Consider the following 21,129-nt stretch of genomic DNA (forward strand, 5'->3'; position numbering starts at 1 on the left):
ACCTTGTGTGCTCAGGCCTGTGCGCGCTGCACGCGCAAGGCACTGTTGATGGCGCCGCTGAGCTTTTTGGCGTACTCGGGGTCGGTGGCGTAGCCGGCTTTCTGCAGCTCGGCGGCATAGGCCACGGCCGAGCCGGTCTTGGCGGTGGCCTGGGCTTTTTCGTAGCGCGGGCTGTCGTTGATCAGCCGGGCGTAGTCGCGGAAAGAATCCTCGTACGAGTCGTAGGCGCGGAACTTCGCCGTCACCTTCTGGGCCTTGCCGTTGATGTATTCGGTGGTGGTGATCTCGGCCACTTTGCCGGTCCAACCCTTGCCAGCCTTGATGCCGAACAGGTTGAACGAAGTGGAGCCGTCGGCGTTCTTGATCTCGCTCTTGCCCCAGCCGGTTTCATGGCCTGCCTGACCCAGCATGAAGCTGGCCGGAATGCCGCTGTCTTGCGCCACGCGCTCGGCGGTGGCGCTGAGCGACTGCACAAAGCCGTCCCGCCCCTTGGGCACGGGGCCGGTGGCCACGGTGGCGGTGCTGGCCGCACTGCGCGAGGTCACACCGGGCAGGCTGAGCGTGGACGGTGCCGAGATGCTGGTGTCGGCCCCACCCATCTGGCGCGAAAGCTGGCGCGCAATGGCTTCTGACAAACCGCCCGGCGCGCCCGACATGCTGACCGACAGCTGCTGGTCCAGCAGGTCGGTTCCCAGGTCACCCTGGGCGCCGTCCATCAGGCCGGATTTCATGGTGGCTTCGCGCATGCTCTTGATCAGCTCGCGCATGAAAAGCGATTCAAACTGCTTGGCGGCCTCTTTGGCGGCCTGGGCGCTGTTTTGCCCGGCTTCGTATTTCAGGGCGTTGAGCGAGCGTGCATCGGCCGCCAGCGCATTGGTGGTGCTGGAGGTCGCGGAAGAGGGCAGGGTCAAAGCCATGGTGACTCCTGGTGCGTGGCCGACAGGGCGCTGGTGGGGCAGGGCATGGTCAGATCACTTCGAGCTCGGCGTTCAAGGCGCCGGCCGCCTTGATGGCCTGCAAAATGGCCAGCAGATCCTGGGGCGTGGCGCCCAGGGAGTTGAGTGCGCGTACCACGTCGGCCAACTGCGGCGACGGCGGCATCTGGATGACGTTGCCCGCTTCCTGCTGGATGGCGATGTCGCTTTTTTGCGCCACTACGGTCACTCCCTGCGACAGGGGATTGGGTTGGCTGATGACGGGCGTGCTGCTGATGGTGATGGACAGATTGCCGTGCGCGATGGCGCAGGGCCCCAATGTCACCGCCTGGTTCAGCACAATGGAGCCGGTGCGGGCGTTGATCACCACCTTGGCTGCGGGCGTGGAGTTGGGCAATTGCAGCTCTTCCAGCTCTGCGATGAAATTCACCCGTTTGCCTGGGTCTTGCGGCGCCGTCACCTGCACGCTGCGCCCGTCCAGCGCGGTGGCGGTGCCCTCGCCCTGGCGGGCATTGATGGCCTGCGCCACCTTGCGCGCGGTCTGAAAGTCCACCGCATCAAGGCCCAGGGTGATGGTGCTGCCCACGTGCAGCGGCGTGGGGACCGAGCGCTCCACCTGCGCGCCACCGGGAATGCGGCCCGCGCTCAGGTGGTTGATCTGCACCTTGCTGCCGCCGGCCGAGGCGCCGGCGCCGCCCACCACCACGTTGCCTTGCGCCAGGGCATAAATCTCGCCGTCTGCACCGCGCAGCGGTGCGGCGATGAGTGTGCCGCCCCGCAGGGACTTGGCATTGCCGATGGAGGACACGGCCACGTCAATGTTCTGCCCCGGCTGCGCAAAGGCGGGCAACTGGGCCGTGATCACCACGGTGGCTACGTTCTTGAGCTGCGGAGCGCTGGTGCCCGGGGGCAGGCTGATGCCCATTTGCTGCAGGTAGTTGGCCATCGCCTGCGCTGTAAAGGGCATCTGCGTGGACTGGTCACCCGTGCCGTCCAGCCCCACCACCAGGCCGTAGCCCGACAGCTGATTGCTGCGCACGCCCTGCACGGACGCCACTTCCTTGATGCGCAAGGCATGGGCAGGCGCCACGAGTCCCGTGACGGACAGGGCCAGCACCAGCCACAGCGCGCGTGTCTGCAGCCATGCAAAGCGAGGGAGGGGCAAGGTCTTCATGGCACCCATTGTGGCGTGCCACCCGGCCGGCAAAGAGGGGAAAAGAGCGTGCTTCTGCCGCCTTATTGCCGGTGTTCGCCCCCGGTTTGTGCGGGGAGGTGGGAGTAATAAAAATATGGGTCAAATATGGCTCTAGCCCTTTACAGTAAAGCGCTAACAGCTATTATTTTTGACGAACTACCGGCGTGCTCGCCTTACCTGCGCACCCTGGCCGCCCTGGTGTCCACCGGGTTGCGTATGCAGTAGTAGTGGCCATTGGGCACGCTGGCAATGTGGTTGGCGCGCACCTTGTCTGCCAGCGCCTGTGCCGTGTCGTACAGACCCGACTGGATGTGGTAGACGCCGGTGGGCCGCAGCGCCACGCCGCCGCCATAAAAACCCGATGCCTCGGCCGTCTCCAGCTCCCCTGCCGTGGGCAGGGCCGCGTTCTGCGACTGGCAGTAGCGCTGCGCCGCCTCGCGCGAGACCAGCTGATCGGCGTGTCCCGGCGCGGCCATCAGCCATTCCCGTGCGGCCAGCGGGTTCTGGTGCTGAGAAAAGCGCGTGCCCTGAAAGTAATCAAAGATGTCGCGCGCCAGCGCATCTGCCAGCGTGGGCGCGGGCACCGTCACGGTGAAGCTTTGCGATTCGCCACTGCCCAGCTTGACCAGCGTGGCGGTGGCCTGCACCAGCGAACCCTCCAGCCGTGTGTAGGTGATGTAAGCCACTAGGGCCAACCGGCCCGCCTTGGCCTTGAGGGCATCCAGCGCCCGGGCATCGGCCGCAGAGGCGCGCTGCAACTCTTCGGGTGTGATGCCGGCAAACTCGAAGCGCAGCTTGGGCGAACGGGTGTTGATGCGCCGTGCCTGGCGGTCCAGCTCGCCAATCAGCTGGGTGTTGAGCGTGCGCCCCAGCTGGGCCAGCGCCGTGCGCTCGTGGTGGGCCTGCAGGCTGTCCACGGCCTGCAGCGCGGCAAGCACCGTGGCCGGATCACCCTTGCCGGTGTGCAGGTCTGCAAACAGCTTGCGGTCGTGCTCGTATTCGCCCAGATCGGTGGCGCGCACGACCGGAATATTGGGCCAGACCAGAAAGGGTTGCCCCACCGGGTCGCGAAAATCGGCTGCGCCAGCAAGGCCGCAGCACATCGCCAGGACCACGGCCGCCGAGCGTTGAAGCAGTGTGCGCAGGGTGTGCATGGGCGCGGTGCAAACTTGTGTCAGAACGGCGTGACCGTGTTGAACGCCCGTGCCAGCCAGCCCATGGCCTGCGCCTCGGCCTGCTCGCCCATGCCGCGCGAGATCACGCGCACGTTGGCCACGTACCGGGAATCGATGACGCTGCCAGGCGCCAGACGGCGTGGATCCACGATGCCCGAAAAGCGCAGCACGTCCACACTGCGGTTCACGCCCACCTGCTTTTCGCCCGCAACGACCAGATGCCCGTTGGGCAGCACGTCGGTGACGATGGCGGTGATGTTGCTCTTGAAATCGTTCTTGGCCAGGGTGTCCCCCTTGCCCTCGAAGGTGTTTTCATAGCCCGCACCGATGGCCGTCTTGCCGGCAAGCTTGGCAGCCAAGCTGCTTGAAACAAGCGGCAGCGCCGTGATGCGGCCTTCGGTGTTGGACGACCGGCCGACGTTCGACGTGCTGTTTTGCTTGGCGTCGATTTCTTCCTTGATCGTGATCGTTACCAGATCACCGATCAGGCGGGCGCGCTGGTCTTCGAACGCGGGCCGAAAGCTGGCGGCATGAAACAGGCTGCCCGTGGCAGGGCCGGCTGGCCGGGGCATGGTGGCCACGGGTGGCAGTGTGGTGGGCAGCACGTCCACGGGCGGTGGCGGGTTGATGCTGGCGCAGCCCGTGGCGAGCACGGCGAGGGCGGCGCAGCCCATCAGGCGCAGGAGGGTGTTCATGGTGGTGCTCCTCACATTTGCGCCAGTTTGGCCAGCATCTGGTCCGAAGTCTGGATGGCCTTGGAGTTCATCTCGTATGCGCGCTGGGTCTGGATCATGTTGACCAGTTCTTCCACCACGTTGACGTTGGAAGTCTCCAGAAAGCCCTGGCGCACGATGCCCAGGCCGTTGGTGCCGGGCGTGCCCTGCTGGGGAGCGCCGGACGCAGCCGACTCCTTGAACATGTTCTGGCCCACCGGCTGCAGGCCGGCAGAGTTGACGAAACTGGACATCGACAGCGAGCCCAGTGGCTGCGGTGCGACGGAGCCCGCCACGATGGCACTCACTTCACCGTTTTCGCTGATGCTGATGCTTTTCGTGCCCGCGGGCACGGTGATGCCGGGGGCCACGGGCAGGCCGCCGGAGGTGACTATGCGGCCCTGAGCGTCGAGCTGGAACGAGCCGTCCCGTGTGTAGCCGGTGGTGCCATCGGGCAACGTGATCTCGAAGAATCCGTCGCCATTGATGGCCACATCAAGGTTGTTGCCCGACTGTTGCAGGCCGCCCTGCGTGAAATTGCGGCTGGTGGCCACCACGTTCACGCCCAGGCCCAGATGCAGGCCCGTTGGAAGCTGGTTTTCCTCGGTGGTCTGGGCGCCAACCTGGCGCAGGTTCTGATAGATCAGATCCTGAAACTCCGCACGGTTGCGCTTGAAGCCGGTGGTGGAGACGTTGGCGAGGTTGTGCGAGATCACGTCCAGCTGGGTTTGCTGGGCGGTCATGCCGGTCTTGGCGATCCACAGTGAATTCATCATGGCGGTTGTCCTTTTCTTCAGCCGTTGAGGCTCAGTAGCTGGCCTGCGGCCTTGTCATCACTCTCGGCGGTTTGCAGCAGCTTCATCTGCTGCTCGAACTGGCGGGACGCGGCAATCATGCCCACCATGCATTCGACCGCGTTCACGTTGGAGCCCTCCAGCGCACCGGCCAGCATTTGCGCGTTGGGGTCGGCCGGCAGGGCGTCACCGTTGGCGGCGCGGAACAGGCCGTCGTCGCCCCGTCGCACCGGGTTGTCGGCGGTGGCCGTGGCAAGTTTGAGGCGGGCCACGGGAACCGGTGGCTCGTTGCCCGTCTTGGCCGTGACCGTGCCATCCGCACCCAGGGAAATGGTGGCGTTGGGCGGAATATCGATGGGCGCACCGCCATCCGACAGCACCGGCAGTCCGGTGGGGGTGACCAGTTGCCCGCCCTGGGAGACCTGGAAATGGCCTGCGCGGGTGTAGGTCTCGGTGCCATCGAGCCCTTGCACGGCGAACCAGGCATTGCCCTTGGCCATGGCATCCAGGTTGCGCCCCGTGGTTTGTGCGGGGCCGGACGCCGTGACGTGGCCAGACGTGGCCTCCAGCGCGAAGACACGCGTGGTAGACCCCTCGCCCTGCAGTGGCACCGAGCGGAAGGTGGACATTTCGGCACGGAACCCGGTGGTGGATGCGTTCGCCAGGTTGTTGGCCAGCACCGCCTGCCGGTGCGCGGCGGCGTTGGCGCCCGTCATGGAGGTGTAGATGATGCGGTCCATGGTCCTGCTTTCCTTTCAGTGTTTCACCGAGCCGCACTGCGCCTGCGGCGCCAGAAACTGGCGCGCCCAGGGCCAGGGCAGCCGCGCAAGGGCCGCCCCGCCGCGCTGGCTGCGTCCCCTCGCCCGCAGCGCGCAGCGTTGCGAGAGCGGGGGGAAGGCGCGCAGCGCCACAGGGGGGTGTTGCTTCATCTCAGGTTCACCAGGGTCGACATCACCTGGTCTTGCGTCTTGATGGTCTGGGCGTTGGCCTGGTAGGCGCGCTGGGCGGTCATCATGTTGACCAGCTCGGCGGTGAGGTCCACGTTCGAGTCTTCAAGCGCCCCCGAGCGCAGCGCGCCAAAGTTGCCGTCGCCGGGTTTTCCCAGCACGGCGGGGCCGGAATCAAACGACTCCACCCAGTTGTTGCCGCCCACGGCCAGCAGGCCCTGCGGGTTGCGGAAATTGGCCAGCGCCACCTGCGCCTCGGAACGGGTCACGCCATTGGAGTAACTGGCCATGACCATGCCGTCGTTGGAGATATTGATGCTCGTGAGGTCGCCCGAGGCATACCCGTCTTGCGAGAGATCCGCCACGGCGAACTTGCTGCCGAACTGGGTGACGTCCTTCAGGTTCAGCGACACGTTGAAGGGCTTTGGCGGGTTGTTGGGATTGGCCTTGCTGGGGTCGACTGAAAGGTTCATGTCGAACGCGAAGGTGGTGGGAGCATCGGTTGCCGTGCCAGGTGCGCCCAGCGTCAGCGTGGCGGACGCCACCGTTGGTGGCGTGGTGGCTGGAGTGACGAAGGTGTATGCCCAACTGCCCGTTACATCCGCCTGCTTCATTTTCCCATCAGCGTCCTTGAACCATGTCTGGAATTCGGTGGGTGACCCGTTGGCGTCCACGGCAGAGCCTGGTTTCGGCTGGGTCATTCCCGAGATGTTTCCGTTTCCATCCATCTGGATTTTTCCCACAATTCTTGCGACTACTGGAGGAACTGCTTTCGGGTCGTCGAGTTTGTCGTATACATCCCACTGGTTGGAGTCGGATTTTTGGAAATACACGTTCACGGGCAAAGGCACGCCTTGCGTGTCGTAAACGTTGATGGATGTGCCATAGGTGGAACGATCTGCGGGCGCAACGGCTGCAACGGCTGGCGGGCCCGCTTTGGTAGGGTTGCCGGTGGCGCGTGCGTCCAGGTTCAGCGTGGCCTTGATCGATTCGGTTTGCTTGGCCTGGATGGGGGATCCCGTCGGGAAGCTCAGGGGCTGTGCCTCGGAGGTGCTGAGGCCCGTGGCGGGGTCCACCTTGAATCCCATCACCTGGGCACCGCCGTTGGTGACCAGATCACCCGTCTTGTCGAGCTTGAAATTGCCGGCACGCGTGTAGGCGGCCGAGCCATCGGCCTGCTGCACCTTGAAAAAGCCGTTGCCGTTGATCGCAACATCGAGGTTGTTGCCGGTGACGGTGACGTTGCCCTGCGAGAACTGCTGGGCCACCGCCGCCACTTCGACGCCGATGCCATAGTTGGCGCCACCGCCCGCTCCCATGGACGATGCCACCAGGTCCGCGAACTCGGCGCGCGACGACTTGAAACCCGTGGTGTTGGCATTGGCGATGTTGTGACCAATGACGTCCAGGTTCTTGCTGGAGGCGTTCAGTCCCGAGAGGCCGTGTTGGAAAGCCATGGTGTGTACTCCTGGTGATTCTTGAAATTACAAAATGGCCTTGATGCCTGCCTGGGTGGTCATGCCGCCGCGCGAAAGCTGCAGCTGCAGGCTGCCGTTGTCCATGCTGACGGCGGTGACCTTGTCGATCATCAGTGCGGTGGATCCCACGCTGGTGTCGCCATTGGCGGCCAGCACTTTGAAGCGCAGTGCGCTGTCGCCCTGGTAGCCAGCGGTATCCCATGCAAAGTTGTAGCGGCCTGCCGGGAGGCTGCCCATGTCGACGGTCCCCACCTCTTTGCCAGCGGCGTCGAGCACCTGGACCTTCACGCTGGCGGCCGATCCGGCGAGGTCGAAGGCGCCGGTAGCCTGGCCACTCTCGGTGTCCACGGAAAGGGTGTTGCCTTCTGCCAGCACCTGATGCCCCACCATGGCGCTGCCCTGCAGCATTTGCTGTGCAGCAAACTGGCTGACCAGCCCCTTGACGGTGTCATTGAGTTGCTGGATTCCGGTCACCGTGTTGATCTGCGCGATCTGCGAGGTCATCTGCGCGTTGTCCAGCGGATTCATCGGATCCTGGTTGTTGAGCTGTGCCACCAGAAGCTTCAGGAACCGGTCCTGTCCCGCCGAGGCATCGGTCGTGGTGTCGGCCCTGGTTGCCGTGGTGCTCACGGCCGTAGAGCCCGAAGTGGCGGAGGTTGCGCTGTTGATCATGGTGGCTTGTCCTGAAATTACTGGCCCATTTGCAGGGTCTTGAGCAGCAACGTTTTGGCCGTGTTCATGACCTCGACGTTGTTCTGATAGGAGCGCGATGCGGAAATCATGTTGACCATCTCGTCCACGGCGTTGACGTTGGAATGGGTCACGTAGCCCTCTGCATCGGCGGAAGGGTGCCCCGGGTCGTGGATGCGCCGCCCTGGCGTGTTGTTTTCGTTGATGGCGCTCACGCGCACACCGGCAGAGCTGTCTGCGCCCATGGGGGCCGTCTGAAAAACCACCTGGCGGGCCTTGTACGCCTGGCCGTCCGGCCCGGCCACGGCATCCACGTTGGCCAGGTTGCTGGCCACGACGTTGAGCCGCTGTGACTGGGCGCTGATGGCGCTGCCTGACACACTGAAGATGGAGAACATGGACATGGTGATTTCCCGTTGTCTGCGCGGCCTGGCTTATTGGCCCTGAATGGCGCTGAGCATGGTTTTGGATTGCCCGTTGAGGAAGCGCAGCGTGGCCTCGTAACGCACGGCGTTGTCCACGAAGTTGGCGCGTTCCCGGTCGAGGTCCACGGTGTTGTTGTCCAGGCTGGGCTGGGTTTGCATGGCGTACCCCAGCGTGCTTTGTGATCCGGCACCAGCGCCTGAGGCGGGCAGCGGAATGTGGCGCGCGTCGGTGGTGCCGGAAGCCCCTGCGCCACCGCTGGCCAGGCGGGCTGCGCTGTTGCCTGCGGAAGAGCCAGTGGCGTCACGCATGGCCTGGGCAAAGTTGAAGTCGCGGGCCACGTACCCGGGCGTGTCGGCATTGGCAATGTTGCTGGCGATGGCGCGCTGGCGCTCGGCACGCAGCAAAAGTGCGTTGCCGTGAAAGTCCAGCCGGTTGGTCATCTTGTCAAGCATGTGTGCCTCACACTCTGGGTTGCAGTGGCGCCGGGCCCTGGAGAGGGTTTCCGGCGTGGCTTGATTATGGAAATCGCCGGATTTTTCTAAAGCGCGAAGAAAGCGGACATTGCTGCGCAGTTTTCGGGTTCATCCCGCCAAGGTCTGCCTATAGTTGCAGCGGTGAAATGGTCTGCCCGGTGGCTGGCAGCCCATCCGCCCAGGAGATTGCCGTGCTGCCCCTTAATCCCTCTCCCCACTTGCTGCGGGTGTTCCTGCCGCTGTTGCGGCGTACCGCTTTGCGTGCGACGCTGGTGCTGGCGGGTTTGGGGTCTGCAATGTACGGCGGTCCGTTGCTGGCACAGGCTGTGACGGACCCCGCCGCTGATCTGGGGCCGCTGACGCAGCGCTGGCTGGACAATGCGCTGGCGAGCAGCCCGTCTGGTGGTTTGCCCTTGCGCATGGAAGTCAGCGTGGGCACGCTCGATAGCCGGTTGCGCCTGGCGCCTTGCGCACGCGTAGAGCCCTACTTGCCAGCCGGCTCCCGCCTGTGGGGACGCACGCGCCTGGGGCTTCGCTGCGTGGAGGGTGCCACGGCCTGGAACGTTTTTCTGCCGGTGACCATCAAGGCTTTTGGCCCGGCCTGGGTGTTGAACAACAATGTCACCACCGGAACCGTGTTGACGGCGGCGGATGCCAGCGAATCCGAGGTGGATTGGGCTGCCGAAGTGGCGCCTGTCATCGCCAACCCCGAGCAATGGGTGGGGCAGGTGGCATCCCGCCAGTTGATGGCGGGGCAGGCGGTGCGGCAGTCCATGGTGCGGGCACCCAGTGTTTTCCGCGCGGGTGCCCAGGTTCGTGTGGTGGCTCAGGGCCCCGGCTATTCGGTAACATCGTCGGGCCAGGCAATGTCGAACGGAACCGTGGGGCAGACTGTTCGCATCCGCATGAGTAATGGTCGATTGATATCGGGCATTGTCAATGAAGATGGGACAATCGCTGCATCTCTTTGATGCACCACTGGCCAGAAATGGCTAAAGTCTGGCCCGGATAGGTCGAAAACATTGCTACTGTGCCCCACATCGAACGGGGTGGTGGAGAGAGCGATGAAGATTGGTCAAAAACCGGAACTCCCGGGAGCACTCGCGCAAACAGGGCTGTCCAAACAGACAAAAACCCCTGCAGCAGCGGAAGAAGCAACGAAAGGCGCAAGCTCGGCGTCGGCCGCTGGTGTGCCCGTTACGGTGTCCATGAGCGCCCGAACCCTTGCCCAGACGGCGCGAACGGCCGGAGATTTCGACGCCGGTCGGGTCAAGGCAGTGCGAGCAGCCATCGATCAAGGCACGTTCACCGTGGATGCCGGGGCCATTGCCGACAAGATGTTGTCGAACGCCCAGGAAATACTCACCCGCTCACGCGGGTAACCCGTTTCCCCATAACGTCTTCACCCGCACACAGGCACCATGCAACTGGAAGACGCGCTCACCACCGTAGAACACCAACTGCAGGGCATTTCTGCTGCGCTTTTGGCTGCAGATCCACAGGCGCTCGAAACGGGTAGCACCCAGCTGCGCAACGCAGCAGCACAGCTGTCACAAGTCATGGAACAGATTTCTCGGCAAGGTGTTGCGCCTGCTGGCCTGCAAAAGCGCCTGCAGGCCGTCGGCGCTTTGCTCGCGGTTCAGCGTGAGAGCCTGGCCCGCCTGGCGGCCATCACCGACCGGCAAGCCGCAGGTTTGCTACCCCCCGCAGATGCTGCCGCCACATATGGAAGCGCCATGGGCGGGCGCAATGCCGGCAGTGTGGCCCGCATCTACCGGTCTGCGAGCTGAAAATTTACGCAGGTGCGCAGTGGTGTGCGCACCCGGTGCTCGGTGGAGCGCCACCCACCCAAACAAACCACCCGGCTCAGTGGCTGCGCATTTTTGCGCGAAGCCGGGCAATCGACTGGCTGTGCAACTGGCACACCCGTGATTCCGTGACGCCCAGCACAGCCGCAATTTCCTTTAGATTCATGTCATGTTCGTAATACATGCCCATGATGTGCTGCTCCCGTTCGGGCAGGCTCTGAATGGCCTGGACCAAAGAGGTGCGGAGCCGGTGGTCGCGCAGTAGTTCGACGGGGTCGGCATCGCTGTCGGCAACGTGACGGTCCAGAAAACCATCGTCGTCTTCGTTGCCGTGGGTCATGTCTTCCAGGTACACCAGCTGGGTGCCCCGTACCTTGCCGAGCAGGCTTTGGTATTCGGGAAGGGTCATGCCCATGTCTGCGGCAATTTCTGACTCCAGGGGGCTGCGCCCCAGCTTTTGTTCCAGCCGACGCACGGCGTGTTCGATGTCTTTCTGGCTCTTGCGGGAGCTTCGGGACATCCAGTCGCCCTCGCGCAACTCATCCAGCATGGCTCCGCGGATGCGCTGGGTGGCAAAGGTTTCGAACTGAACCCCTTGGGTGACTTCGTAGCGGGACAGTGCTTCAGCCAGACCCATCATTCCCACCTGGATCAGGTCGTCCACCTCCACATTGGGGGGCAGCTTGGCAATCATGTGGTGGGCAATCCGTCGAACCAGCGGTACGTGCTGGCGGATCAGCGCATCACGGTCGAGCTGGCCTTTGGCGGTATACATCAGATCAGTGGCTCCGAACACCATGCGAAGGCAGTCCGGTCAGGTTGTGGGTGGGCATTGCAGACAGCGATCCGCCGATGGTGCCCGCGTTTTCCAGCAGTTGCAAGGCCAGGCGCTGAATATCCTGGCCATTGTCAACAGACAGCGTTGTGGCGTGCATGCGCCCACCCAGGTGACGGTCTGCGCATTGCTGCAAGGTGCGCAGTGCACCCTGTGCTTTGCTGCGTTCCGCCGCTCCGTTGCCCTGCAGTACCGCAGCCACCGTGCATGGCAAACCCGAGTGCTGTGCGATCTGCTTGAGGTGTTTGTAGCTGGTGAGCACGCCTGCGGCACCCTTTGGCATCACGACCAGGGGCGTTGTGGCCGTGTGCGTGAGCAACGGGCCCAGCACGCTGGCCGGTGCGTGAAGTACCAGCAGCCCGTAGGCTCGAAAATAAGGCAGAAGCCCCTGCAGGGGAGGTGCATAGGTTGCGTGTGCGATGCGCACCAGTTCCGATAACCCCTTGGCAGCCGGCAGGACGGCCAGGGAAGATACGTTTCCATCAGCCTCCAGGCTGGCGCCTTCGTTCCAGGGGGCTTGTCTGAGCAGGTGGTGGAGACCGGGGGATGCCTCGGTCTCATAGGCAGTGCCATCCAGTACCACCACCGGGTAACCCAGTCGCTGCAGGCTGGCGCACAGCTGCCAGAGGGTTTCCATCTCCAGGCCGCTTTCTGCCTGTTCCTGGCTGGCTACGGCCAGCACGCGCAATTCGGACTGTGGCGTGAAGCTGTGCAGGCCGGCGCCCTGGTGAAAACTGGTGTCAAGCATCCACAAACTCCCGTTCGGTCATGGGGTCGGTCGAGTGGGAGAAGAAGAAGTCCAGATCAGTTGCCTTGGGGTCAAACGCCGACTTGGTGGGCGCGCGCATCGACGTGCTGATGAGTTTGTGCGCATCGGCGGTTTCCCAGTCTTCAGGGACGCGCTGGCCATTGGTGATGCCGCGCAGCACCATCTGGTGGCGGATCAGTGCATCCATGGCGGGGCCCAGCTTGACGGCCTCGTCCACCTTCGAAAGGATGGCTTGCTGCGAGCCGCTGGTCTTGAAGGCGGTGAGCACATCGTCGAGCGTGTCGCCGTGGCAGCCGGCGTTCAGAACCAGCAGGCGGTTGACGTTGGGCAGGTCCAGGACGTCCAGCATGTCGCGCTTGCGCGGATCGCGCGGCGCTACGCCCGTGGTGTCGATCAGCACCATCTTCTTGCCGCTGAGCAGCCCGAGCAAATCTTGCAGCGCTGCGCGGTCGTGGGCCAGGTGAGCCACGATGCCCAGCATGCGCCCATAGGTGCGCAGTTGCTCATGGGCGCCCACGCGATAGGTGTCCAGCGTGATCAGCCCTACGCTGCCAGGGCCGTGGATGCGTGCGCAATGGGCCGCAAGCTTGGCGGTGGTGGTCGTCTTGCCCACGCCGGTGGAGCCCACCAGCGCAAAAATGCCGCCTTCTTCATACAGCGGGGGCGCGTGCATGTCGGTCTTGAGGTTGCGCTCCAGCACCTCCATGAGCCAGCGCACCGATTCAGCTGCCGACATCTCTTCGGGCATGCGCTCCAGAATGGCTCGCGCCAGTGCCGGAGAGTAGCCGGCGCGGATCATCTTGAGCATCAGATTGGACTGGATCGGGTTTTGCCGTGCCTGGCCCAGCCATGACAGGGTGTTGAACCGGTCTTCGATCAGCTCCTTCATGGAGTGCAGTTCGTTCATCAGGCTTTGCTGGCCCGCCGACGATGCGGGGGCGGCAGCCTGAGGCTCGGGGCGGCGACGGGGGGCAGGCTCTGTGGGCCGGGCCACGGGTGCGGGGCGCAACGGGTTGTGGCGGGCCACCTGCGGGGCAGGCATGCGCTCGCGGTCGGAGGTGGGGTCGCGGCTGCGATCAGTAAGCGTGGGGGTGTCGGCAGGGCCGTTCAGTGCCTCGTGCCGACGCCGCAGCATGCGTTCACGCACATAGTCCTGAAAGGACAGCGTGCTCATGGCCAGCTGTTCCGTGTCTTCCTCCACCGGGTTGCGCCCGGCCGGAGCCGGATTGCTTTGCGTCGTGCGTGCCGCCCGTTGCGGTGCGGGTGTCAAAAGGGCCTGTGTACCCACAGACGCGCTGCCGCTGTCCAGGGCCGACAGTGTGTCTTCGGCCGTGGCCACCACCTCAACGCCAGTGGCCGTTGGGCGATTGGACAGGATGAGCGTACCGTCGCCAAACGCCATGCGCGCTTTGGCCAGGGCCTCCCGTGACGTGGGAGCGTGAAAGCGTTTGATGTTCATGCGGATGCACCTTTGAGGATGGGCCCAATACGGATGGTGTGGGTCTCGGGAATTTCACTGTGCGCAAGCACCTGCAGGCGAGGCGCTACGCGACGCACCAGCCGGGATATGGCGGTGCGAATCTGATCGGGTACCAGCAGGCAGGCGGGCAAGCCCAGCTCTTCCTGCTTGAGTGCCACCTCGGCTGCTTTTTGCGTCAGGATGTCTGCGACGCCGGGGTCGAGTGCGGGGCCGGCGGCATTGCCCAGGGCCTGCACCAGCAGGCGCTCCAGCCCGGGCTCAATGGCGATGACGTTGAGTTCACGCGTCGGGCCGTAGATTTGCTGCACGATGGCGGGCGACAACGCAATGCGCACCCGCCGTGCCAGCTCTGCAGGGTCCGAGATGCCGACGGCATTCTCGGCCAGCGTCTCGATGATGGTGCGGATGTCGCGAATGTGCACAGACTCCTCCAGCAGCAGCTGGAGAACCTTCTGGAACGTTGCGATAGAAACCATTTTCGGGACCACTTCTTCGATGAGTTTGGGGGCCAGCTTGGCCACATGCTCCACCAGCTGCTGGGTTTCCGTGCGGCTGAGGAGCTTGGCTGCTTGAACTTGCATCAAGTGTGACAAATGGGTGGCCATCACGGTTTCGGAATCAACCACGGTAAAGCCCGCCATTTGTGCCGCTTCCTTCTGGCGTTCATCGATCCAGTGCGCTGGCAGGCCGAACGCGGGATCGGTGGTGGGGGTTCCGATCAACGGCGTGGTGATGCCGCCGGGGTTGATGGCCAGGAACATGCCGGGGAACGCCTCGCCTTCGCCCACCACCACTCCGCGCAGCGTGATGCGGTAGCCACTGGGCTTGAGTTCGAGGTTGTCGCGAACGTGCACGGCGGGCGGCAAAAAGCCCACTTCTTGTGCAAACTTGCGGCGTACGCCCTTGATGCGCGTCAGCAGGTCACCCTGGCGGCTCTTGTCCACCAGCGTGATCAGCCGGTAGCCCAGTTCCAGCCCCAGCAGGTCCACTGGCTGCAAATCGTCCCAGGTGGCTTCGCCATCGGTCACGGGGGCGGGTGGCGCCTCCACGGCTGGCTGCACCTTCTGGCGTTCGTGCAGGATCCAGGCGCCATAGCCCAGCAGCCCGCCCATGGTGAGGAACACGACGTGCGGCATGCCGGGAATCAGTCCGAGCAGCAACAGGATGCCGGCGGTTACCCCCAGGACGCGGGGCGACATGAACAGTTGCTCCACGATCTGGCGCCCCATGTCGTGGTCTTTGCCCACCCGCGAGATCACCATGGCCGCTGCCACCGAAATCAGCAGGCCTGGAATCTGCGCGACCAGCGCATCACCAATGGCCAGCAAAATGTAGCTGTCGGCAGCCTGTTTGGCCGAAAGATCGTGCTGCAAAACGCCAATGGCAAAGCCACCCACGATGTTGATCAGCAAAATCAGAATGCCGGCCACGGCATCGCCGCGCACGAATTTGGAGGCGCCGTCCATCGAGCCGAAAAAGTTGGCTTCTTCTGCCACTTCGGCGCGGCGGCGCTTGGCCTCCTTTTCGTCAATCAGGCCGGCATTGAGGTCGGCATCCACCGCCATCTGCTTGCCGGGCATGGCATCCAGCGTGAAGCGGGCCGACACCTCGGCAATGCGCTCCGCGCCCTTGGTCACCACCACGAAGTTGATCACCACCAGAATGGCGAACACGATCAGGCCCACGGCAAAATTGCCGCCAATCAGGAAGTGACCAAACGCCTCGATCACGGCACCGGCCGCACCGGGGCCGGTGTGGCCTTCGAGCAGCACCACGCGGGTGGAGGCCACGTTCAGCGACAGGCGCATGAGGGTGGTCAACAGCAAAACCGAGGGGAAGGCTGCAAAATCCAGCGGCCGCAGCATGTAGGCCGCCACCATCATCACCATCAGCGCCACGGCAATGTTGAGCGTAAAAAACGCATCCAGCATCCACGGCGGGATGGGCAGCACCATGAGCGCCAGGATGGCAACCACCAGCAAGGGGGCAGACAGCCCCTGAAGAGCGCCTGCGTTGCTGCCCGCCCATTGCTGAAGAGACTTTACTGAGGTGTTCATACGGCAGTGCCTTGCGGAGCGACCCGGTTCAGCGGGTCAAGCTCAGGGGGGACATGGGGTTGCACCAGCGCGTCGGGCATCTTGCCCTCGCCACGCAGCGCAGCCTTGAGGCGATACACATAGGCCAGCACCTGGGCCACCGCCGTGTACAGCGTGGCGGGGATGGCCTGGTCAAGCTCGGCGTGGGCATACAGGGCACGCGCCAGCATGGGCGACTGCAGCACGGGCACGCCGTGGGTGCCCGCCAGATCGCGGATCTTCAGGGCGATCAAGTCGGTACCACGGGCAATCACCTGCGGGGCGCTCATGGTTTGTTCGTCGTATTTGAGGGCGACGGCATAGTGCGTGGGGTTCATCACCACAAAATCTGCCTTGGGTACGGCGCCCACGCTGGCGCGGTCTGCCATCTCGCGCTGGCGTTGCCGAATGCGGCCCTTGGTATGGGGGTTGCCGTCCGACTCCTTGTGCTCCTGCTTGACTTCTTCGTGCGACATCTTCAGCCGCGACTTGAAGAAATATGCCTGCAGCGGCACATCAATCACCGCCGCCAGAAACACCACCAGCAGCAGCAGGCTGGTGCCAGATATCAGCCACTGCGCCACATCGCGAAGGGCCAGGGGCGAGGGCTGCAACACCAGCCTGGCTACGCGGTCGATGCTGTTGCCCATGAAGTTCCACGCCACAAACGAAAGAATGGCGGTCATCAGCACCATCTTGGCCACATTGGCCATCTGCTGCTTGGAGAACAGGTTGGCTGCGCCAGAGATTGGATTGAGCCGGCTGAACTGCGGTGTGATGGGCTTGGCGCTGAAAATCCAGCCACCTGCACCAATGGCGCTGAGCAGCGCGGCGCCACCAGTCAACACGGCAAAAACAAGGCTGGCCACCAGGCCCACCAGCACCATGTCCTGAAGGCGGGTGAGCATGCTGCCGGTGGCCATCACGGTGGCGGCATCAAAACTCAGCTGCTGCCCCATGGCGCGCTGCATGTGCTCCATCAACTCGGGGGTCCACACCATCAGGCAACCCGCCCCTGCGCCCAAAATGGCCAGGTGCGAGAGATCGCGCGAGCGGGCGCCCTGGCCGTCTTCGCGCGTCTTCTGGAGCTTTCGCTCGGTCGCGGGGAGGCTTTTTTCTTGGCTGGATTCCATGGTGGCATGACGGCTGGTGTCATGCCATTGTCGTGAGCGACCTGGAAATCTAAAGCCCGATAAGAGGCCCGCTGGGCCTGCTTATCGGGTGGCGTGGATCAGAAACCCAGGCTTGCCAGCAGGTCGTCCACCTGCGACTGGTTGGTCACCACGTCGGGCGTGCGCTCGGGGTCTACCACCGGCCCCGCCAAGTGTTCGCGCGGAACCTCAATGGGCGCAGACTGCACGCTGGGTGGCGCGGTCTGAATGAGCAGCTGCACCAGTTGCTCTTCAATCGTGGCAGCCAGGTTCACCACGCGGGCAATCACCTGGCCCGTGAGATCGTGAAAGTCCTGCGCCATCATGATCTCGGTCAGGTGCGAGTCGGCTTCCTTGGTGACGCGCTCCACATCGGTGAGAAAATTCATGATCTCACCCTTGGCTACGGCCGCCACAGGGTCTTTCACCAGCGAGGTGACGACTCGGCGGGTCTCCTGCGCAATGAAATCGTGCTGCGCCTTGGCCTGCTCCACACGGTTGAGCACTTTCTCGGCCGCTTCTCCTGTGAGACGGGCAATGTAGGAGAGCCGGCTTTGCGCATCGGGCAACTCGCCCATGGAGCCGCGCAGCTTCTCGGCATAGCCCAGCTCGTTGAGCGAATCGTGCAACTGGCGTGTCAGTTGCCCGATCTTGTGGTGAACGTCGGCGGAATCCGCCAACGAAATCTCGGTTGGCACCATGGCGTCATAACCCCATTTTCTTGAGAATCAGGGTGACCTTCTCCTCGAGGGTTGCCTTGGTGAAAGGTTTGACGATGTAGCCCGCTGCGCCACCTTGGGCTGCGGCCACGATGTCTTCCTTGCGTGCTTCTGCCGTCACCATCAAAACGGGCAGGTGCTTGAGCTTGTCGTCCTTCTTGATTTCCGCCAGCAACTGAAAGCCGTTCATGTTCGGCATGTTGATGTCGGTTACTACGAAGTCGAACTTGCTGTTGCGCAACTTGTTGAGTGCGGCCACGCCGTCCTCGGCCTCATCGGCATCGGCAAATCCGCTTTCTTTGAGCAGATTGCGAACAATGCGCCGCATGGTGGAAAAATCATCAACGATCAAAAAACGAAGGGCTGTGCTCACTTGGGACCCTTTCGGTCGGAATTAGCTGGGGGTATTGTCATAGAGTGCAGGTTTTGTGACAAGTCGTAACGCAAGTCGTTGTGCCTACCTGCCGGTATCGGGATTTTCCGTCTTTTCTTCCATCAACTCGGTGGAAGTCACGGTAGGAATGCCCTTGCCCATGAGTCTTTCTTCGGCTTCACGCGTCAACACAGTGATGGTGATGCGCCGGTTTGCAGGGGCACGCGGGTTGTCGGGTTCCAGCAAGTCGCTGGCGGCCAAGCCTACAACCCGGCCCAGTTTAGCGTCTGGCATGCCTGCAGAAACCAGCTCGCGTCGCGAGGCATTGGCGCGGTCTGCCGACAATTCCCAGTTGCTGTAACCCCGGTCGCTGTTGCCATAGGGCGCGGAGTCGGTGTGGCCAGCCAGGCTGATGCGGTTTTCTACACCCCCCAGCGCTGCGCCAATTTCGCGAAGAATGTCGCGCATGTAGGGCTTAACCAGGGCGCTGCCGCTGTCAAACATGGGACGATTCTGGTTGTCCACAATCTGGATCTGCAGGCCGTCTGGCGTCACATCGATGCGGATTTGCGACTTGTATTCGTTCAGTCGCGGGTTTTCCGTGATCATGGCGTCTATCTTGGACTGCAAGGCCTTGATGCGCGCTGCGTCCTGCCTGGCGCGCTCTGCACGGGCCGTGTCAATGCTCATGCGGCGTTCTTTTTCCGTCTCGCTGTCAGAGCGCCGCACCTGCCCATGCACCTTGGTCAAATCATTGCCACCGCCAGGAATCACGCTCGAACTGTTGCCCGCACCATCGCCGCCCGCCATGGCCACCTTGAGGGGCGAGCTGAAATAAGCCGCAATGCCCTGCAGTTCACCTTTGGCGGTGGAGCCCAGCAGCCACATCAACAAAAAGAAGGCCATCATGGCCGTCACGAAGTCGGCGTAGGCAATCTTCCACGCACCACCATGCACGGCATGGCCGCTCTTCTTGATGCGCTTGATGATGATGGGCTGGAGTTTTTTTTCTGCCATGGCGTTGTGCTCGGGCGCGGCGTGCGCTTACTTCTTGCCCTTTACATGCCCTTCCAGCTCGGAGAAGCTGGGGCGGTCGCCTGAGAACAGCACCTTGCGGCCGAACTCGATGGCCGTGGCCGGGTTGTAGCCCTGCATGCTGGCCAGCAGGGTGGATTTGATGCACAGCAACTCTTTGGCAGCGTCTTCGGTCTTTTGCTCTACCAGGCCGCCCAAGGGCTCCACCACCCCGTAGGCCAGCAAAATACCCAAAAATGTGCCCACCAAGGCCGAGCCGATCATGCCGCCCAGCACCGAAGGCGGCTGACCCACCGATCCCATGGTGTTCACCACCCCCAGCACGGCGGCAATGATGCCGAAGGCCGGCAGCGCGCCCGCCAGCCGTGCCAGCGCGGCCACGGGGGCGTGTGCCTCTTGGTGGTGGGTGTCGATTTCGCTGTCCATCAGCGCCTCGATCTCGTGCGAATTGAGGTTGCCCGACACCATCATGCGCAGGTAATCGGTCATGAACTCAATCACATGGTGATCGCTGCCCACGGTGGGGTACTTTTTGAAAATCTCGGATTCGTGGGGTGCCTCGACATCCTTTTCAATGGCCATCAACCCCTCTTTGCGGGCCTTTTGCAAGATGTCATAGAGCATCGCCATCAGCTCCATGTAGCGTGCCTTGGTGTATTTGGAGCCCTTGAGCGCCATGGGAATGGCCGCTGCCGTGGCCTTGAGCACCTTGGGCTGGTTGTTGACCACAAAGGCCCCGAGCGCACCGCCCAGAATGGTGACGATCTCGAAGGGCAGGGCCTTCAGGATCACGGCAATATTTCCACCGTGCAGCACATACACGCCGAAGATACAGCCGAAGCAGACGATGTAACCGATGATGACAAACATGCGTCGATTTTGGCAGAGTCTTGCCACTTCATTGGTGCAAACAAGGGCCGCTTGGGCTGCCAGATTGTGCTGCTGGTGTATTTTGGCCACTGGCCGCACTGCGCACCGCTGTGCTGAGCGTCCGCCATGGCTGCTCACTGGCCCTTGTTCAAGCAGCGCATTTCACCGGCGCAGCCTACCGCAGCTGCTCGCAGTGAACCCTCACCTCTGTCACTTGCCTCGGATCACCACCCGCTTCGCGCCATGAGTCCGCCTGTCGCTCGTGTCAAGCGGCGCTCTGCGCTCGTGCTGCATACCAAAGCCTGCGGCATCAGCGCATCGAAACCAACCCAACACCAACGCCGTAGAGAAGTACAAGCGAAATATACCTAAAGCCCATTATTGACAAGCGCTGACAGCTATAAAAAAAATAGCAAAAATATCCTGACTGACGACCAAACGAAAAGACGTGTGCCGCTATCGATACACAAAAAGTTACGCCAACCCTAAAGTTTGTTGCACATGGGTCCGATAACCAAAGCAACAGGGAACAAAAGCCCTGTACCCGGTGGCAAACCCCAAAACACAGGTGGAGCGCCAACGGGTTGGGCAGCCAGCGTGTGCTGGCATTTGAGACACCGAAAGCAATACCGCATGTTCGGGCTTTAAGTTACACAAGGAGCTATCACCATGGCAGCCATCATCAATACCAACGTCCAGTCACTCAATGCGCAGCGCAACCTGGGCATCTCGCAGAACTCGCTGTCCCAGTCCATGCAGCGCCTGTCCTCGGGCCTGCGCATCAACAGCGCCAAGGACGACGCCGCCGGCCTGGCCATTTCCGAGCGCTTCAGTACGCAAATTCGGGGCCTGACCGTGGCGGCGCGCAATGCCAACGATGGCATCTCCCTGGCGCAGACGGCGGAAGGCGCCATGGCCAGCGTGACCAACAACTTGCAGCGCATGCGTGAGCTGGCCGTGCAGTCGGCTAATGCTACCAATAGTGGTACTGACCGTGCCGCTTTGCAGCAGGAAGTGGCTCAGCTAGTCCAGGAAATCGACCGTGTTGCTACGCAGACCGATTTCAATGGCACCAAGCTGCTCGACGGCAACTTCACCAGTCAGGCATTTCAGGTGGGAGCCAATGCAGGGCAAACCATCACGATCGACAAGATTTCAAGTGCACGCACCGGCACGCTGGGGCAAGAA

23 protein-coding genes and 1 pseudogene are annotated in these 21,129 nt (G+C 62.9%); 4 read left to right on the forward strand and 20 right to left on the reverse strand.

Features of this window, described 5'->3' with window-relative positions; all coding sequences use genetic code 11:
- Positions 1–11: 11 nt before the first annotated feature.
- From flgJ to flgB, 11 genes are all read right to left on the reverse strand, one after another.
- Complete coding sequence (gene flgJ, locus B7Y64_RS14220) at positions 12–917, reverse strand: flagellar assembly peptidoglycan hydrolase FlgJ (RefSeq protein ID WP_291329205.1); 906 nt, start codon at positions 915–917, stop codon at positions 12–14.
- A gap of 49 nt (positions 918–966) precedes the next feature.
- Positions 967–2,109, reverse strand: a complete 1,143-nt coding sequence (locus B7Y64_RS14225; protein ID WP_291326349.1) for a flagellar basal body P-ring protein FlgI — start codon at positions 2,107–2,109, stop codon at positions 967–969.
- Positions 2,110–2,303: 194 nt separating this feature from the next.
- Entirely contained in the window at positions 2,304–3,284 is a 981-nt protein-coding gene (locus tag B7Y64_RS14230; RefSeq protein WP_291326347.1) for a hypothetical protein, read from the reverse strand.
- A 20-nt stretch (positions 3,285–3,304) separates the two neighbouring features.
- Positions 3,305–4,000 carry a flagellar basal body L-ring protein FlgH gene (locus B7Y64_RS14235; RefSeq protein WP_024813951.1) on the reverse strand — a complete coding sequence of 232 codons (696 nt, stop codon included), beginning with the start codon at positions 3,998–4,000 and terminating at the stop codon, positions 3,305–3,307.
- A gap of 11 nt (positions 4,001–4,011) precedes the next feature.
- Positions 4,012–4,794, reverse strand: coding sequence for a flagellar basal-body rod protein FlgG (gene flgG / locus B7Y64_RS14240; RefSeq protein WP_291326345.1), 783 nt, complete (start codon positions 4,792–4,794; stop codon positions 4,012–4,014).
- Positions 4,795–4,811: 17 nt separating this feature from the next.
- Positions 4,812–5,552, reverse strand: a complete 741-nt coding sequence (gene flgF, locus B7Y64_RS14245; RefSeq protein ID WP_111866260.1) for a flagellar basal-body rod protein FlgF — start codon at positions 5,550–5,552, stop codon at positions 4,812–4,814.
- Positions 5,553–5,567: 15 nt separating this feature from the next.
- Positions 5,568–5,741, reverse strand: a complete 174-nt coding sequence (locus B7Y64_RS14250; RefSeq protein ID WP_291326343.1) for a hypothetical protein — start codon at positions 5,739–5,741, stop codon at positions 5,568–5,570.
- Complete coding sequence (gene flgF, locus B7Y64_RS14255; RefSeq protein ID WP_291329207.1) at positions 5,738–7,216, reverse strand: flagellar basal-body rod protein FlgF; 1,479 nt, start codon at positions 7,214–7,216, stop codon at positions 5,738–5,740. Before flgF (B7Y64_RS14255) ends, B7Y64_RS14250 begins: the two co-directional genes overlap by 4 nt.
- A 27-nt stretch (positions 7,217–7,243) precedes the next feature.
- Positions 7,244–7,909, reverse strand: coding sequence for a flagellar hook capping FlgD N-terminal domain-containing protein (locus B7Y64_RS14260; protein WP_024813955.1), 666 nt, complete (start codon positions 7,907–7,909; stop codon positions 7,244–7,246).
- Positions 7,910–7,926: 17 nt separating this feature from the next.
- Positions 7,927–8,331 carry a flagellar basal body rod protein FlgC gene (flgC, locus tag B7Y64_RS14265; RefSeq protein ID WP_024813956.1) on the reverse strand — a complete coding sequence of 135 codons (405 nt, stop codon included), beginning with the start codon at positions 8,329–8,331 and terminating at the stop codon, positions 7,927–7,929.
- Between the two features lie 30 nt (positions 8,332–8,361).
- The gene (flgB, locus tag B7Y64_RS14270; protein WP_024813957.1) at positions 8,362–8,805 is read right to left on the reverse strand and encodes a flagellar basal body rod protein FlgB; all 444 of its coding nucleotides are present in this window, start codon (positions 8,803–8,805) and stop codon (positions 8,362–8,364) included.
- A 317-nt stretch (positions 8,806–9,122) separates the two neighbouring features.
- Between flgB and flgA the strand changes: the two genes are divergently transcribed.
- From flgA to B7Y64_RS14285, 3 genes are all read left to right on the forward strand, one after another.
- The gene (flgA, locus tag B7Y64_RS14275; RefSeq protein ID WP_081739404.1) at positions 9,123–9,797 is read left to right on the forward strand and encodes a flagellar basal body P-ring formation chaperone FlgA; all 675 of its coding nucleotides are present in this window, start codon (positions 9,123–9,125) and stop codon (positions 9,795–9,797) included.
- A 93-nt stretch (positions 9,798–9,890) separates the two neighbouring features.
- Positions 9,891–10,208, forward strand: coding sequence for a flagellar biosynthesis anti-sigma factor FlgM (gene flgM, locus B7Y64_RS14280; protein ID WP_024813959.1), 318 nt, complete (start codon positions 9,891–9,893; stop codon positions 10,206–10,208).
- 39 nt (positions 10,209–10,247) lie between these two features.
- Positions 10,248–10,616, forward strand: a complete 369-nt coding sequence (locus B7Y64_RS14285) for a hypothetical protein (RefSeq protein ID WP_111866252.1) — start codon at positions 10,248–10,250, stop codon at positions 10,614–10,616.
- Positions 10,617–10,692: 76 nt separating this feature from the next.
- Here B7Y64_RS14285 and B7Y64_RS14290 read toward each other — a convergent pair whose 3' ends face one another.
- The 9 genes from B7Y64_RS14290 to motA all read right to left on the reverse strand — a co-directional run bounded on the left by B7Y64_RS14290 (position 10,693) and on the right by motA (position 19,941).
- Complete coding sequence (locus tag B7Y64_RS14290; protein WP_291329213.1) at positions 10,693–11,409, reverse strand: RNA polymerase sigma factor FliA; 717 nt, start codon at positions 11,407–11,409, stop codon at positions 10,693–10,695.
- Between the two features lie 4 nt (positions 11,410–11,413).
- The gene (locus B7Y64_RS14295; protein WP_291326630.1) at positions 11,414–12,217 is read right to left on the reverse strand and encodes a hypothetical protein; all 804 of its coding nucleotides are present in this window, start codon (positions 12,215–12,217) and stop codon (positions 11,414–11,416) included.
- Entirely contained in the window at positions 12,210–13,697 is a 1,488-nt protein-coding gene (gene flhF, locus B7Y64_RS14300; protein ID WP_291326632.1) for a flagellar biosynthesis protein FlhF, read from the reverse strand. Before flhF ends, B7Y64_RS14295 begins: the two co-directional genes overlap by 8 nt.
- Positions 13,694–15,775 (reverse strand): flagellar biosynthesis protein FlhA, encoded by a 2,082-nt coding sequence (gene flhA, locus B7Y64_RS14305; RefSeq protein WP_291326634.1) that lies wholly within the window; start codon positions 15,773–15,775, stop codon positions 13,694–13,696. Before flhA ends, flhF begins: the two co-directional genes overlap by 4 nt.
- Complete coding sequence (locus B7Y64_RS14310; protein WP_291329211.1) at positions 15,772–16,926, reverse strand: EscU/YscU/HrcU family type III secretion system export apparatus switch protein; 1,155 nt, start codon at positions 16,924–16,926, stop codon at positions 15,772–15,774. The genes flhA and B7Y64_RS14310 overlap by 4 nt, the downstream gene beginning before the upstream one ends.
- A gap of 98 nt (positions 16,927–17,024) precedes the next feature.
- A complete protein-coding gene (locus B7Y64_RS14315) occupies positions 17,025–17,624 on the reverse strand; it encodes a protein phosphatase CheZ (RefSeq protein ID WP_291326719.1) in 600 nt (199 codons plus the stop codon).
- 25 nt (positions 17,625–17,649) lie between these two features.
- On the reverse strand, positions 17,650–18,036 hold the full coding sequence (cheY, locus tag B7Y64_RS14320; RefSeq protein WP_291326717.1) for a chemotaxis response regulator CheY: 387 nt from the start codon (positions 18,034–18,036) through the stop codon (positions 17,650–17,652).
- A gap of 84 nt (positions 18,037–18,120) precedes the next feature.
- Positions 18,121–19,053, reverse strand: a complete 933-nt coding sequence (gene motB / locus B7Y64_RS14325) for a flagellar motor protein MotB (protein ID WP_291326715.1) — start codon at positions 19,051–19,053, stop codon at positions 18,121–18,123.
- A gap of 27 nt (positions 19,054–19,080) precedes the next feature.
- Positions 19,081–19,941, reverse strand: coding sequence for a flagellar motor stator protein MotA (gene motA, locus B7Y64_RS14330; protein WP_291326713.1), 861 nt, complete (start codon positions 19,939–19,941; stop codon positions 19,081–19,083).
- A gap of 669 nt (positions 19,942–20,610) precedes the next feature.
- Between motA and B7Y64_RS14335 the strand changes: the two are divergent.
- Positions 20,611–21,129: pseudogene (locus tag B7Y64_RS14335) on the forward strand (flagellin); the annotation flags it as partial.

This window comes from Acidovorax sp. 35-64-16 (genome assembly GCF_002281195.1).
In the GTDB taxonomy this organism is placed as follows: Bacteria; Pseudomonadota; Gammaproteobacteria; order Burkholderiales; family Burkholderiaceae_C; genus Acidovorax; species Acidovorax defluvii.